This is a genomic window from Streptomyces sp. NPDC050161 (assembly GCF_044460025.1).
Classification (GTDB): Bacteria; Actinomycetota; Actinomycetes; order Streptomycetales; family Streptomycetaceae; genus Streptomyces.
This window is the reverse complement of sequence record NZ_JBITJM010000004.1, coordinates 518,890-531,362: the sequence shown is the minus strand read 5'-3', so window position 1 is coordinate 531,362 and position 12,473 is coordinate 518,890. Positions and strand designations below refer to the sequence as shown.

Below are 12,473 nucleotides of genomic sequence, written 5' to 3'. Positions count from 1 at the left end.
CAGCGGCGTTGTCGGACGAGCCGTTGCTCGCGGGCGGTTCCGTGGCGGTGCCGGCCTCTCCTACGTGCCTGTGACAAACGTATGCGGGGCGGCGTGCGGGGCACCGGCCCGTCCCGTACCGCGAGAGGTCAACTCGCCCCCGCTCCCCCGCAGTACGGGAGGGTTCTCGCCGCCGGAACCCATCACACCGGCGGTCCTTCGGTGCAAGGATGGCCGGAATCCGTGGAGTTGAGGGGGACCGGGTGGACAGGCAGGTCGTCGCGTACGCGCTGGACGATGGCACGCATGTGGGGTTCGAGATCGAGCCGCCTCCCGGGTTCCAGCCGGCCGGAAGGCTGGGCGAGCGGGCCGGCGAGGTGCGGGCGGCCGTCGCGCCTGCCGTACGGGCCGCGCAGGAAGTGCTGTCGCAGGTGCGGGCGGCCGGCCGCCCGGATGAGGTCCAGGTGAAGTTCGGCGTCAAGGTGAGCGGCGGAACCACCTGGCTCATCGCCGCGGCGAACAGCGAGGTCGCCTTCGAGATCACGCTGACCTGGAAGTCCGAGGAGCCGACTGCTCGCTCATGAGCGCCGCTTCGACCTCGCGCGCCGGATGGCGCCTTCCGCAGGACCGTTCGTGGGTGGTCGCGGTCCTCTCCGATGACGGTGCGACGCCGGTCGGGGCGGGATTCGTCATCGACGACGAACGGATCCTCACCTGCTCGCACATCTGCGGATCCGAGACCGTACGGGTGCGCTTTCCCATGGTCCCCGGGCAGCCGGCGCGCCGGGCCCTGGTGGTCGCCCGTGGCACCGCCGAGCAGGATCTGGCCGTGCTCCGTCTCGATACGGACGCAGGGATGCCGCCGGGTGTGCGCCCGCCTGCCTTGCGGTGTCCGCGGCCCGAAGACCTGGAAGGCGCGTCGTGGTGGGCGTTCGGCTTCCCCGGTGGCGACCCGCTCGGCGACAGCGCCAGAGGAGAGATCGGAACGGCCCTGGGGCACGGGTGGGTGCGGCTGGACACGGCGCCCTCCCACCGCATCGAGCGCGGCTTCAGCGGAGCGGGTCTGTGGTGTGCCCCGTACGGCGCTCTCGTGGGGGTCGTCGCCCAGGCGGGCGGCGGCAACGGCCGGGCGGTCACCCTGTTCGAGGCCGAGAGCCTCCACGGTCTTGCCGCCTGCCGCCCGCCGGACGCCGTTCCTGGCTGGACACTGGACGGCGATACGCAGGCGGCCAGGCATTGGCGGCCACGTGCGCGCGGGGTGGCCGTCGACAGTGAGGGCGGCTGGCGGTTCCGGGGGCGTACGGCGGCGCTGCACCGCATCGTCGAGTGGTTCCGGCAGCGGGCGGACCACCGGCAGGTCCTGGTGGTGACCGGCTCGCCCGGCGTCGGCAAATCGGCGGTGCTGGCGCGGATCGTCACCACCGCGGACCCGGCCGTCGGCGCTCTCCTGCCCGCCGACGACGACGCGGTACGCGCCGACGAGGGCTCGATCGGCTGCGCGGTGTTCGCCAGGGGCAGGACCGCGCTGGAGGTGGCGGCCGAGATCGCGCGGGCCGCTTCGGCCCAAGTGCCCGAACAGCTCCAGGACTTCCCCGCCTTCATGGCCCGCGCGCTCACCGCGGGCGCCCCCTTCAACGTGGTCATCGACGCGCTGGACGAGGCCGCGTCGCCGGAGCAGGCGCGTCTGATCATCCGGATGGTCGCCCGGCCGCTGGCCGAGACCGTCCCCTGCGCCCGGGTCGTGGTGGGTGCCAGGTACCGCGATGACCTGGGGGATCTGCTGGGCGCCTTCCGGACGGGGCGGGTCACCATCGATCTGGACAGCCCCGCGTACTTCGCGCCGGCCGATCTGGAGGCGTACGCGCTGGCCACCCTCCGGCTGTCGGGCAACGAGCGGGCGGGGAACCCGTATGCCGACGGTGCGGTCGCCCGGCCGGTCGCCCGCCGGATCGCCGAACGGTCCGCGCGCAACTTCCTCGTCGCCGGACTGGTCGCGCGCAGCCACGGCCTCTACGACACGGAGCCGGTCGACCCCGACGCGCTGACGTTCTCGCCGGATGTGGACGAGGTCCTGCACGCGTACCTGGAACGGCTGGTGCCGCCCGTGGCGGGCGGCGCGGTCTCCGCCGCCGGTGCCCTCACCGCCCTCGCCTTCGCCCACATGCCGGGCTTCACCGCCCCGTTGTGGTCGACGGCCATCGGTGCCCTGCACGACGTGTCCGTCGATCCGCAGGCGCTGGCCCGGTTCGCGCGGTCCGCCGCGGCGAACTTTCTCATCGAGTCCGGTTCCGATCCCGACGGTCGGACGTTCCGGCTGTTCCACCAGGCGCTGGTGGACTCCCTGCTCGCGCAGCGTGCGGACTGGAAGGAGCGTGCCGCTGATGAACGCGCCCTCACCCGAGCGTTCCTCACCAGTTGGTGGGGTCCGTGACTGGGCCGCGGCCCCCGAGTACGTGCTGCGGTCGCTGCCCGAGCATGCGGCGCGCGCGGGGATGATCGATGACGTGCTCGGGGAGGACGGCTTCCTTCTCCACGGCGACCTGGTGCAGTTGCTGGCCTTCGCCGACCGGGCGGTGACCGAGCGCGGCCGGAACCGGGCGCTTTTGCTGTCGCTCACCCCCGCCGCGGCCGACGCCGGTCCCGCCGAGCGGGCCGCGCTGTTCGCCGTGACCGCCGCCATGGAGGACATCGCCGACGCCCCGGCCCCCGTCGGCGGGGCGGCGGTCCCCTACCGGGTGGCATGGGCCCGTACGCGTCCCCGTACGGAGGTCACCACACTCGACGGGGAGGCCGACCGTGCGACGGCGGTGTGTGTCTTCGAGGGGTACGACGGCAGGCCGCGGCTGGCCGGTGCGGCGTACACCATCAGCTCGGGAATGGGGTGATGGACCGTGCCTACGGCGGGAATTGGCAGGCGGGAGTACTGGCACGGGCGGCTGCACGTCTGGGACGCCGCGACCGCCGGTCTGGAGCACTCCCTGTTGTCGGTGTCGAGCGGCTTGCAAGCCGTCGAAGCGTTCACCCGCGGCGACGGCCAGGTACGGCTCGTCACGATTTCGGCGGACGTCAGCAGGGCGCTGGGGCCACCGGTCATCTGGGATCCGGCGACCGGCGAGCAGGAGTGGGTGCTGACCGCCGCCGGCCGGACGCACGCCCTGTGCGCCTTCGCCGGTGCCGACGGCGCGGCCCTGCTGGCCACCGTTGACATGCCCAACCGCGAGGTGCGCCTGTGGGATCTGGCCTCCGGCAGCCGGGTGGGTTCGCTGAACGGATACGACGGCAACGTCGAGGTGTTGTGTGCGGTGACCGGGCCTGACGGGCGGGCACGGGTGGCCGCCGGCACCGGTGGCGGAACGGTGTACGTCTGGAATCCGGCCGACGGCACGCCGGAGCACCAACTGGCGGGCCACACCGGCAGCGTCACCGCGTTGTGCGCCGTCGAAGACCCCGACGGCGGTGTGCGTCTGGCGTCCGGCGATTCCGACGGCCGGATGTGCCTCTGGAACCTCCGCACCGGCGTCCGGGAATGGGACCTGACGGCCGATGTGGGCGGCATCAGCGCGCTGTGCGCGTTCCCCGGTTCCGACGCGCGGGCGCAGCTCGCCGCCGGTGGGTCCGACGGCTGGCTGCTCCTCTGCGCTCCCGGCTCGGGCGGCGGCCCGCCGGACCGGAGGATCCACGCGGCCGGGATCCGCTCACTCTGCGCGTACGACGGGCCCGACGGGCGCGCCCGGCTGGCCGCGGCGTGCTCCGACGGGACCGTCCGCGTCTGGGATCCCCTCCTCGCGCGCCGGAGCCGGCCCCAGCGGCAGCCGGCCGTCGTGCGGATGGCCACCGTCTGCGCCGGTGCCGACGGCCGCGCCTGGCTGGCCACCTGCGCGGACGACCGTGCGGTGCAGATCCTGGACCCGGAGAGCGGCGCGCCGGTTCATGAACTGACCGCGCACGAACAGCCGGTGGAGGTGCTGACCGGGTTCACCGACACGAGCGGCCGGCCGCGTCTTGCCACCGGTGGGCGGGACCGCGCGGTACGCATCTGGGATCCCGAAACCGGCACGCTGGAGCGGGAGTTGACCCGCCGCGCCCGATGGCTCAACGACGTGGTCGCGTTCACCGCCGCCGACGGCACCCAGCGGCTGGCCACCGTCCAGGGCCTGATCCTGGGGCGGGTGCGCGTCTGGGATCCCGCGACCGGCCGCTGCCTGCGGAAGTCCCGCACAGGTCCTGCCACCTGGGTCCTGTGCGTCTTCAACGGAGACGGTCACGCGCCGAAGGTGGTCCGCGGCGGCCCCAGCGACACGGTCTTCGTCACGGACGCGGAGAGCGGCCACTGTGAACGCAGGCTGGTCGACCCGCACGACCACCACGACGTACGGCACCTCTGCGCGCTCACCGGAGAGGACGGGCGCACCCTGCTCGCCGTCGGCCGCAGATCGGTCCGCATCTGGGATCCCGGCACCGGAGCCGCGGAGCGGGAACTCGATGTCCCCGCGGGCAGCGTCAAGGCGATGTGCGTGGTCACCGGGGGCGCCGGTGGGGACCTGCTGGCCACCGGCGGGACCGACCGGGCGGTGCGTGTCTGGGACTGCTCGTCGGGCGTCTGTCTGTCGGTCATTCCCGTCCATCACCCCGTGCACGCGCTGTGTTCCCTCGGCCGCCGTCTGTTCGTCGGCTCGGAAGCCGGGCTGCTGGCCCTCGACATCGGCACGGGCATCGGGCCCGCGGCCTGAGCGGTGCCGTGTGACGCGTCCCGGCCCACGGGGAGCGCGCCGTCACCGGCCCTGCGGGGCCGTCCGCTCCTCCCGCCGGGCAGGGGCACCGGCCAGCGCGGTCACCTCGGCTCGTGCCGCGGCCAGCGAGTCGGCGGCCGACGGGCGGAAGCGGGCCAGGTGCGGGACGAGTCCGGCCAGGGTCATCTCGGCGCAGACGACACGTATGTCCTCGTCCGCCACGCCCTGCCTGCCGAAGTACGCGCGCAGGTAGGGCGTTTGGAAGTCCCATGCCTCCCGTGGGGTGCCGGGACCGTAGGCGCCGCCCCGTGTGCTGATCACCACCACCTTCGTGCCGTGCAGCAGGCCGTCCCCGGTGTCGGGATCGGTGAGCGCCCCCGGGAAGCACACCCGGTCGATCCACGCCTTCAGCAGGGCGGACACCGAGTAGTTGTACATCGGGGCGCCGATCAGCACGGTGTCGGCCGTCAGCAGTTCGTCGATCAGCGGGCGGGTCAGCGCCCACGCCCGTTCCTCGGCCGGGCTCTTGGCCAGCGCGTCCACTTCGGCGGGCGGCAGGAGGCCGTCCCGCTCCAGTCGCCGGCCGAGCGCGCAGTAGGCGGTGTCCAGGGGTGGCACCGGGTCGGCGGCCAGGTCCCGGTAGCGGTATCCGGCCGGGCCGTGCGCGGTCCGCCAGGTGTCTGCGAACAGCGTGGTCAGCTGCCTGCTGACCGACCCGCCGGAGAGATCGGCGCTGGAATCCAGGTGCAGCAAGGTCGGCATCGTTTCTCCTGTCACTTCCGCTACGTTGCGTTCGTCATGAGGGGTGACGGATCGGGACGAGGAAAGGTGACCGGTGGACGAGCGCGATCAGCTGGCGGAACGTTTCGAGGCGCAGCGCGGCCGGCTCCGCGCCGTCGCCTACCGGATGCTCGGCTCGCCGGACGAGGCCGATGACGCGGTGCAGGAGACGTGGCTCCGCCTGAGCCGGGTCGATGCCGGTGAGGTGGACAACCTGGCCGGCTGGCTACGGACCGTGGTGACCCGGATCTGCCTGGACATGCTGCGTTCCCGCAGGTCACGGCGGGAGGACCTGACCGAGCAGGAGGTGCTCGACCAGTTCTCGAAGCCGGGCCCTGGCAGTCCGCCGGAGGACGAGGCGGTGCTGACCGACTCGGTGAGCCGGGCGCTGCTCGTGGTGCTGGACACGCTGGACCCCGTCGAGCGGGTCGCGTTCGTGCTGCACGACATGTTCGCCGTGCCGTTCAACCGGATCGCGCCCCTCGTGGAACGCACGCCGGTCGCCACGAAGAAGCTCGCCAGCCGCGCGCGCCACAAGGTTCAGGGCACTCCGGTGGTACCGGCTGCCGAGATCGCCCGGCACCGGCAGGTCGTGTCGGCTTTCCTCGCCGCCGCGCGGGCCGGTGACCTCGCCGCGATCCTCGCGGTGCTGGCCCCCGACGTGGTGCGCCGCGCCGACGCCGTCGCCCTGCCGCCGGGCGTCGCGGCCGAGGTCCGTGGTGCGCAGGCCGTGGCGAAGGGGACGGCCGCCCTTGCCCGCCGGTCGCAGTTCGCCGAACTGGCGCTGGTCAACGGCACGGTGGGAGTCGTCGTGGCCCCGCGCGGCCGACTGCTGCTGGCACTCACCTTCACCATCGATGACGACAGGATCACCGCATACGACGTGATCGCCGACCCTGCGCGCCTCCGGGAACTCGACCTCGCCGTCCTCGACTGACGGGCCGGTGCGGAGGGGCGGTTGCGTGGGCGAGCGCGACGGCGCAGGTCACCCCGTTCCGTCCCGGCGTGCCACGTACCCTTGCGGCATGACGATGCACAGGACCGTCGATGTGAGTGTTGACGCGATGCTCGATGACCTCAGGACACTCGTCGAGATCGAGTCTCCTTCGCGCGACATCGGCGCGTTGCGGGCATCGGCCGAAGCTGTCGCGGCGGTCATCGAGGACCGTCTGGGCGGCCGGGCCGTCCTCATCGAGAGCGAAGCCGGGCCGCATGTGCACTGGTCGGCCGGCGGCGATCCCGCGGTGCTGGTTCTCGGCCACCACGACACGGTGTTTCCGCTGGGCACCCTGGAGCGCCGCCCGTTCCTGGTGGCGGACGGAAAGGCGACAGGACCCGGGGTCTTCGACATGCTCGGCGGTCTGGTGCAGGCCGTTCACGGTCTGGCGGCGCTCGATGACCTGTCCGGTGTCGAGATCCTGGTGACCGCGGACGAGGAGGTCGGCTCCCGTTCCTCCCGTGCTCTCATCGAGGAACGGGCCCTGGCCTGCGGTGCGGTGCTGGTGTTCGAGGGTGCCGCTGACGGCGGGGCTTTGAAGACCGGCCGTAAGGGCTGCGGCACGTTCCAGGTCTCCGTCGCCGGCCGGGCTTCGCACGCCGGTCTTGAGCCGGCGGCCGGGGTCAATGCCCTGGTCGAAGCGTCACATCAGGTACTGGACATCGCCGCGCTCGGCCGTCCCGATATCGGCACGACCGTGACCCCGACCGTCGCGTCCGCGGGAACCCTGGACAACGTCGTTCCGGCGGAGGCGACCGTGATCGTTGACGTCCGGGTCGAGTCGGCCGAGGAGAAGGACCGCGTCGAAGCCGCCTTCGCGGCGCTGGCCCCGCACCTCGACGAGGCGGAGATCGCCGTTGAGGGGTCCGTCGGACGGCCGCCGATGCCCGAGTCGGCATCGACCGAGCTGTTCGCCCTGGCGCAGCGGTTGCTTCCCGGCCTCGAAGGCAAGGCGGTGGGCGGCGGGAGCGACGGCAACTTCACGGCCGCGCTGGGGGTGCCGACGCTCGACGGCCTCGGGGCGGTCGGCGGCGGCGCCCACGCCGACCACGAGTACCTGCTGGTCGGGGCCATGGCCGAGCGGGCGCGTCTCGTTGCCGGACTGGTGCGGGCCATCCGGGACCGTTGAGCGGCCGGGCCGGGGGCGCGCGAGGGTGACCAACGCGCCTCTCCCCCGGCCCGGTTGCCCGTGGCTCCCCCGCCTGAAGGTCACCAGGTCACCCGAAGCTCCCCGATGCCGAAGAAGAGGCCCTGGTTCATCGGTACCTCGTCCGCGGGGACGGCCAGTCGCAGCGTGGGGATGCGTGCGAACAGCGTGCGCAGGGCGGTTTCCATCTCCACGCGTGCGAGGTTCTGGCCTATGCATTGGTGGACGCCGTAGCCGAACGCGACGTGGTTGCGTGCCGAGCGGTGGACGTTCAGCTCCTGCGGGCTGTGGAACTGCGAGGGGTCGTGGTTGACGGCTCCGCCTGCGATGAGCACGCCGTCGCCCGCTCGGATGCGTCGGCCGCCGACCTCGATGTCCTTGGTGGCGACCCGGGCGAGGCTGCCGATGATGGACAGGTAGCGCAGCAACTCCTCGATCGCGCCGGGGAACAGTGCGGGGTCTTCGCGGAGCGCCGCGAGTTGTTCCGGGTGTTCCAGCAGGGCCAGGACGCTCAGCGCGATCATGTTCGCCGAGGTGTCGTGTCCCGCGAGGAGCAGCGACATGGCGTAGCGGACCAGTTCCGCCCTCGCCAGCCGTCCGGGCAGGACCTGTTCGACGACCAGCTCGTCGAGCAGGCCGTCGCCCGGGGACTTCTCCTTGCCCTGGATCAGCCGCTCCAGGTAGTCGGCGAGGGCGGTGAAGGCGTCGACGACCTGCCCGGGAGCGAATCTGCGCCTGGCCTGTTCCTCGAAGAAGTCGTGGTCTTCGTAGGGCACGCCGAGCAGTTCGCAGATCGTGCCGGAGGCCACCGGGAGGGCGAAGGCGGAGACGAGGTCGGCCGGGGGGCCCTGGGCCAGCATCGCCGCCAGGCGTGCGTCGACGATGCGCTGGATGTTCGGGCGCAGTGCGGCGCAGCGGCGGACGGTGAAGCTGGGGATGAGCATGCGCCGTTGGGTGGTGTGCTCGGGCGGGTCGGTCCTGACGAGGGCGCCCACCAGGAGGCCGATGTCCTTGTTCTTGAGGGCGGCCATGGCGGGTTCGGCCAGGGGGAAGTTCGGCCGGTGGTGGTCGGACGACATGGCGGGGTCGGCGAGCAGCTTCCTGGCCTCGGCGTGGCCGGTCACCGCCCAGGCGGTGCGTCCGCCGGCCAGCCGTACCTCGGTGACCGGCCCCCGGTCCCTCAACTCGGCGTATCCGGAGGGCTGTTGGAAGGGGCATTCCCTTGTCAGCGGGAACTCGGGGAGGTCGTTCGCCGTTCCGTCCTTGTTCTCGGCGATGCGGTCGATCGTCATCCGTCATACCCCCGCTGTGCTGATCGCCTGTGGGAAACGGAAGAACCGGCCGGGGTCGTAGCGCTTGCGCACCTCGGTCAGCCTCCGGTGGTTCTCGCCGTAGTACGCCTGCCGCCAGTCGGTCAGGGCGGGGTCCGGCATGTTCTGGTAGGTCTCGCCGTTCGAGTAGTTGTCGACGGCCTGGAACTGTGCCGTGACCCAGGTCTGGGCGGCGGTCCGCTCGTCCTCCGCCGGGGTGCCGTCGGCCATGGTGTCGGCGAAGATGAGCGCGAAGTTCGTGTCGCGGTGGACGTAGGCGGTGTCGGTCCGTGCGGGGTCGTTGGCCCGGCCGCCGAGGGCGACGCCGGTGATGGACCGGCCGTGGCCCGCCCTGCGGGCGGCGTCGAAGGCGGTCAGCAGCGCTTCGTTCCCCGAACTCGGCAGCGGCCGGCTGAACATGCGGTTCCGCAGCCGGAGGAAGTCGCCGCGGCGCAGCAGCGCCTCGGGGGTGTAGCCGATGCGGTGGCACTGTTCGACGCTTTTGTCGGCGCAGCCGTACCAGCGCATCATCGATTCCTGATACGGCAGGGTGTCCACCGTCCGGACGGCCGGGGGCGCGCCGACGCGGGCGGCGAGGCCGTCGATGGCCCGCTCCAGGGCCTGCGCCGAGCCCGTCCACGCGCCGGTGACGGTGACGACGGGGACCTTACCCGGGGCCGCGTCGGGCAGCGCGATGCCCAGGACGGTGCCCAGTTCGGCGGGCCCTTCGGTGACCCAGTCCTGCCAGCCCGCCAGGACCCCGGCGGCGCGCTCCCACGGCCAGGAGAGGGTGAAGTTGACCAGCCGTGAGATCTTCACGGGGACGCTCTCCAGGCGGGTGACGATGCCGAAGTTGCCGCCTCCGCCGCCGCGCAGCGCCCAGAACAGGTCGGGTTCGTGGTCGCGGGAGCAGGTCACGATGCGGCCGTCGGCGAGCACGATCTCGGCCGACACCAGGTGGTCGCAGGCCATGCCCTCGCTGCGGGTCAGCAGTCCGTAGCCGCCGCCGAGCAGATAGCCGGCGACGCCGACGGTGGGGCAGGTGCCGCCCACCAGGGCGAGGCCGTGCGGGGAGAGCGCGGCGAGCACATCGATCTGCTGGGCGCCCGCTCCCACGGCGACCGTGTCCGCCCGGACGTCGACGGCCCGCAGCCGGGACATGTCGATGACGAGACCCGGTGTCGTGGAGTAGCCGGCCTGGCTGTGCCCTCCCCCGCGGGGCACGGCCGGGACGTCGTGGTCCTGCGCGAACCGCAGGCAGGTGCGTACGTCCTGCACCGATGCGCAGTAGGCGATCCCCTGCGGGCCGGTGGCGTCGAACTGGCTGAAGTACGTCTGCCGCGCCTGCCCGTACGCCTGGTCGGCGGGGAGGACGAGGGTGCCCTTCAGGTGGCGGCGCAGCGTCTCCCAGGGTGGCCCGCTGCTTCCCGAGGCCGCTCCGGTCGTGGTGAGCAGGGTGGCGCCCAGCGCCGCTCCGGCTCCCAGGCGCAGGGTGGTTCTGCGGTCGATCGACATCGCTTCGGTGCACCGTCCTCTGTGTCTGCCGGTCGCCCTAGTCCCGCGCGGTCCCCGGGGCCGGGAGAGGTCTTCGGTCTCCCGGCCCCCGAGGTGCCCGCCGGTACCGCCGGGTCAGGCTGCCTGGAAGATCAGCTCCGCCTGGTCCCGCTTGGTGTACGCGTCCCAGTACAGCTCCGCGATGGTGTCGGCCTCGGTGCCGGGCTCGGTGTTGATGTAGGCGTTGACCGAGATGTGGGCCACGTGCACGCCCTTCTCCGCCAGGGCGCTGTTCAGCGTCCGCGCGTAGTAGCGCACGGTGGATCCGGCGAGCCCGAAGTTGGCCACGAAGGCGAGGGGTTCGACCGCCGCGTACGCCGTGGTGAACAGCATGGTGCCGCTGCCGCGCTCGACCATCTCCGGCAGCACCTCGCGGACCGTCCTGATCGCGCCGTGCAGCTGCACGTCCAGCTGCGCCTGGGTGTTCTCGACCGTCATGGCCTCGGGCCCGACGATGTCGACGCCGACGTTGGGCGTCTTGGTCACGGGGGCGAACGAGACGACGTCCACGGCCCCGAAGCGTTCGCGGACGCGGGTGAAGGCGGCGGCGAGGGACGCCGAGTCGGTGACGTCACCGGCGAAGCCGGCGGCCTCGACACCCAGTTCGGCGAGGTCGGCGGCGAGCTTGTCGACGTTCTCCTGGGTGCGGGAGACGAGAGCGACCTTGAAGCCCTTGCTGCCGAAGATCTTCGCGGCGGACAGACCGAGGATCGGGCCGGCGCCGACGATCGCGATGGTGGGCATAGCGGTTCCTTGTCTTTGACGTGGATACGGCGCCCGCGAGGGCGCCTGGTGCGGTGCCTCCGAGGTGGTGCGCGTGACGTGCGGCGGGTGCGTGAAGCACCCTCGCGAAAGTCGAGGCCCCCCTCATGTATGCCGACACTAACACAAGTCGAGGGGGTCCTCGACATAAGCGATAGTCGACTACAGTGGCGTCATGACCGCCGAACGGACCGCGACCACGGAGACCGGGCGCCCCTTGCGCCGCGACGCCCAGCGCAATCGGGACGCGATCCTCGCGGTGGCCCGCACCGCCTTCGCCGAGCAGGGCATCAACACGTCCCTGGAGGGCATCGCCCGCCAGGCCGGCGTCGCCATCGGCACGCTCTACCGGCACTTCCCGCGCCGCCTCGACCTGATGCAGGCGATCTTCGACGGCAAGCTCGAAAGCTGCGTCGAGGCGGGCGAGCGGGCGCTGACCGTGCCCGACGCCTGGGAGGCGTTCACCGGCTTCCTGGAGCGGCTCTGCGAACTCCAGGCCCAGGACCGGGGCCTCAACGACCTGCTGTCCATGACCTTCAGCTGCGACTGGACGATCGATGCCCACGAACGCATCCGTGAGCTGTTCGCCAAGGTCGTCGCGCGGGCGCACGAGGACGGCAGGCTGCGGACGGACGTCACGGCCGAGGACCTCGTCCTGGTGGTCTGGTCCCACACCCGCGTCATCGAGGCGACCCGCACCTCGGCGCCCCATGCCTGGCGCCGTCACCTCGCCCTGACCCTCGACGGCTTCCGTGCCGACCGGGCGCATCCGCTGCCGGAGCCGCCCATGGCCGCCGCCGCGGTGCGCGAGGCGATGGCGGCCCTGGGCGAGTCGGTGGTCTGGCGCTGAGGCCGTCTCACGCCTTGCGGAAGACATCCTTCACCGCGATTTTTCCGTCGCGCAGCGTGAAGATGTCCACGCCCCGATCGACCACGGTGCCGTTCGGGGCCTCCACCGCGTACTCCAGGATCACCTTGTCCGCGGCCTCCACCTGCTCGCCGTAGACGATCCGCACCCCCTGGCTCTCCATCTCCTTGCGCTTCTCGATCATTCCGGAGAGCAGTGCGGGAATCTCGTCCCGCCGGTAGGTGGTGCCGGGCTCGGGTCCGTCCCAGGAGATCCAGACGCCGTCGTCGGTGAAGCACGCGACGGCCCCCGGTACGTCGTCCCCTTCGCCCGCCGCGAAGAACCTGCTCACTGCGTTGTCGGCCAT

General features: G+C 72.2%; 12 protein-coding genes. 7 read left to right on the top strand and 5 right to left on the bottom strand.

Annotation, left to right across the window (positions count from 1 at the left end; genetic code table 11):
• The first annotated feature begins 242 nt into the window (after window positions 1–242).
• The 4 genes from ACIBK8_RS09890 to ACIBK8_RS09875 are packed head-to-tail and all read left to right on the top strand — an operon-like array spanning window position 243 to window position 4,709.
• The gene (locus tag ACIBK8_RS09890) at window positions 243–563 is read left to right on the top strand and encodes a CU044_2847 family protein (protein WP_399041193.1); all 321 of its coding nucleotides are present in this window, start codon (window positions 243–245) and stop codon (window positions 561–563) included.
• On the top strand, window positions 560–2,410 hold the full coding sequence (locus tag ACIBK8_RS09885) for a serine protease (protein WP_399041191.1): 1,851 nt from the start codon (window positions 560–562) through the stop codon (window positions 2,408–2,410). Before ACIBK8_RS09890 ends, ACIBK8_RS09885 begins: the two co-directional genes overlap by 4 nt.
• On the top strand, window positions 2,361–2,864 hold the full coding sequence (locus ACIBK8_RS09880) for a hypothetical protein (RefSeq protein WP_399041188.1): 504 nt from the start codon (window positions 2,361–2,363) through the stop codon (window positions 2,862–2,864). Before ACIBK8_RS09885 ends, ACIBK8_RS09880 begins: the two co-directional genes overlap by 50 nt.
• A gap of 6 nt (window positions 2,865–2,870) precedes the next feature.
• On the top strand, window positions 2,871–4,709 hold the full coding sequence (locus tag ACIBK8_RS09875; protein WP_399041187.1) for a WD40 repeat domain-containing protein: 1,839 nt from the start codon (window positions 2,871–2,873) through the stop codon (window positions 4,707–4,709).
• 42 nt (window positions 4,710–4,751) lie between these two features.
• Here the strand turns inward: ACIBK8_RS09875 and ACIBK8_RS09870 are convergent, their stop codons facing one another.
• Window positions 4,752–5,471: an FMN-dependent NADH-azoreductase gene (locus ACIBK8_RS09870; RefSeq protein ID WP_399041186.1), complete on the bottom strand. Its 720-nt coding sequence runs from the start codon at window positions 5,469–5,471 to the stop codon at window positions 4,752–4,754.
• A 73-nt stretch (window positions 5,472–5,544) separates the two neighbouring features.
• On the opposite strand from ACIBK8_RS09870, the gene ACIBK8_RS09865 reads away from it, so the two are divergent.
• Window positions 5,545–6,426, top strand: coding sequence for a sigma-70 family RNA polymerase sigma factor (locus tag ACIBK8_RS09865; RefSeq protein ID WP_399041185.1), 882 nt, complete (start codon window positions 5,545–5,547; stop codon window positions 6,424–6,426).
• An 88-nt stretch (window positions 6,427–6,514) separates the two neighbouring features.
• Window positions 6,515–7,615, top strand: a complete 1,101-nt coding sequence (locus ACIBK8_RS09860; RefSeq protein WP_399041183.1) for a M20 family metallopeptidase — start codon at window positions 6,515–6,517, stop codon at window positions 7,613–7,615.
• A gap of 80 nt (window positions 7,616–7,695) precedes the next feature.
• Here the strand turns inward: ACIBK8_RS09860 and ACIBK8_RS09855 are convergent, their stop codons facing one another.
• The 3 genes from ACIBK8_RS09855 to ACIBK8_RS09845 all read right to left on the bottom strand — a co-directional run bounded on the left by ACIBK8_RS09855 (window position 7,696) and on the right by ACIBK8_RS09845 (window position 11,241).
• Entirely contained in the window at window positions 7,696–8,925 is a 1,230-nt protein-coding gene (locus tag ACIBK8_RS09855; protein ID WP_399041182.1) for a cytochrome P450, read from the bottom strand.
• Between the two features lie 3 nt (window positions 8,926–8,928).
• Entirely contained in the window at window positions 8,929–10,458 is a 1,530-nt protein-coding gene (locus ACIBK8_RS09850) for an FAD-dependent oxidoreductase (RefSeq protein WP_399041181.1), read from the bottom strand.
• 114 nt (window positions 10,459–10,572) lie between these two features.
• Window positions 10,573–11,241 (bottom strand): SDR family oxidoreductase, encoded by a 669-nt coding sequence (locus ACIBK8_RS09845; protein ID WP_399041180.1) that lies wholly within the window; start codon window positions 11,239–11,241, stop codon window positions 10,573–10,575.
• Between the two features lie 193 nt (window positions 11,242–11,434).
• Here ACIBK8_RS09845 and ACIBK8_RS09840 point away from each other — a divergent pair, with 193 nt between their 5' ends.
• The gene (locus ACIBK8_RS09840) at window positions 11,435–12,109 is read left to right on the top strand and encodes a TetR/AcrR family transcriptional regulator (RefSeq protein WP_399041179.1); all 675 of its coding nucleotides are present in this window, start codon (window positions 11,435–11,437) and stop codon (window positions 12,107–12,109) included.
• Between the two features lie 7 nt (window positions 12,110–12,116).
• Here ACIBK8_RS09840 and ACIBK8_RS09835 read toward each other — a convergent pair whose 3' ends face one another.
• Window positions 12,117–12,473 (bottom strand): nuclear transport factor 2 family protein, encoded by a 357-nt coding sequence (locus tag ACIBK8_RS09835; RefSeq protein ID WP_393684823.1) that lies wholly within the window; start codon window positions 12,471–12,473, stop codon window positions 12,117–12,119.

What these genes read in the sequence shown, in the direction of transcription:
- ACIBK8_RS09855 (WP_399041182.1), bottom strand. Translation starts at nt 8,925, where the DNA reads ATGACGATCGACCGCATCGCCGAGAACAAGGACGGAACGGCGAACGAC.
- ACIBK8_RS09835 (WP_393684823.1), bottom strand. Translation starts at nt 12,473, where the DNA reads ATGGCCGACAACGCAGTGAGCAGGTTCTTCGCGGCGGGCGAAGGGGAC.
- ACIBK8_RS09840 (WP_399041179.1), top strand. Translation starts at nt 11,435, where the DNA reads ATGACCGCCGAACGGACCGCGACCACGGAGACCGGGCGCCCCTTGCGC.
- ACIBK8_RS09845 (WP_399041180.1), bottom strand. Translation starts at nt 11,241, where the DNA reads ATGCCCACCATCGCGATCGTCGGCGCCGGCCCGATCCTCGGTCTGTCC.
- ACIBK8_RS09880 (WP_399041188.1), top strand. Translation starts at nt 2,361, where the DNA reads ATGAACGCGCCCTCACCCGAGCGTTCCTCACCAGTTGGTGGGGTCCGT.
- ACIBK8_RS09870 (WP_399041186.1), bottom strand. Translation starts at nt 5,471, where the DNA reads ATGCCGACCTTGCTGCACCTGGATTCCAGCGCCGATCTCTCCGGCGGG.
- ACIBK8_RS09885 (WP_399041191.1), top strand. Translation starts at nt 560, where the DNA reads ATGAGCGCCGCTTCGACCTCGCGCGCCGGATGGCGCCTTCCGCAGGAC.
- ACIBK8_RS09850 (WP_399041181.1), bottom strand. Translation starts at nt 10,458, where the DNA reads ATGTCGATCGACCGCAGAACCACCCTGCGCCTGGGAGCCGGAGCGGCG.
- ACIBK8_RS09860 (WP_399041183.1), top strand. Translation starts at nt 6,515, where the DNA reads ATGACGATGCACAGGACCGTCGATGTGAGTGTTGACGCGATGCTCGAT.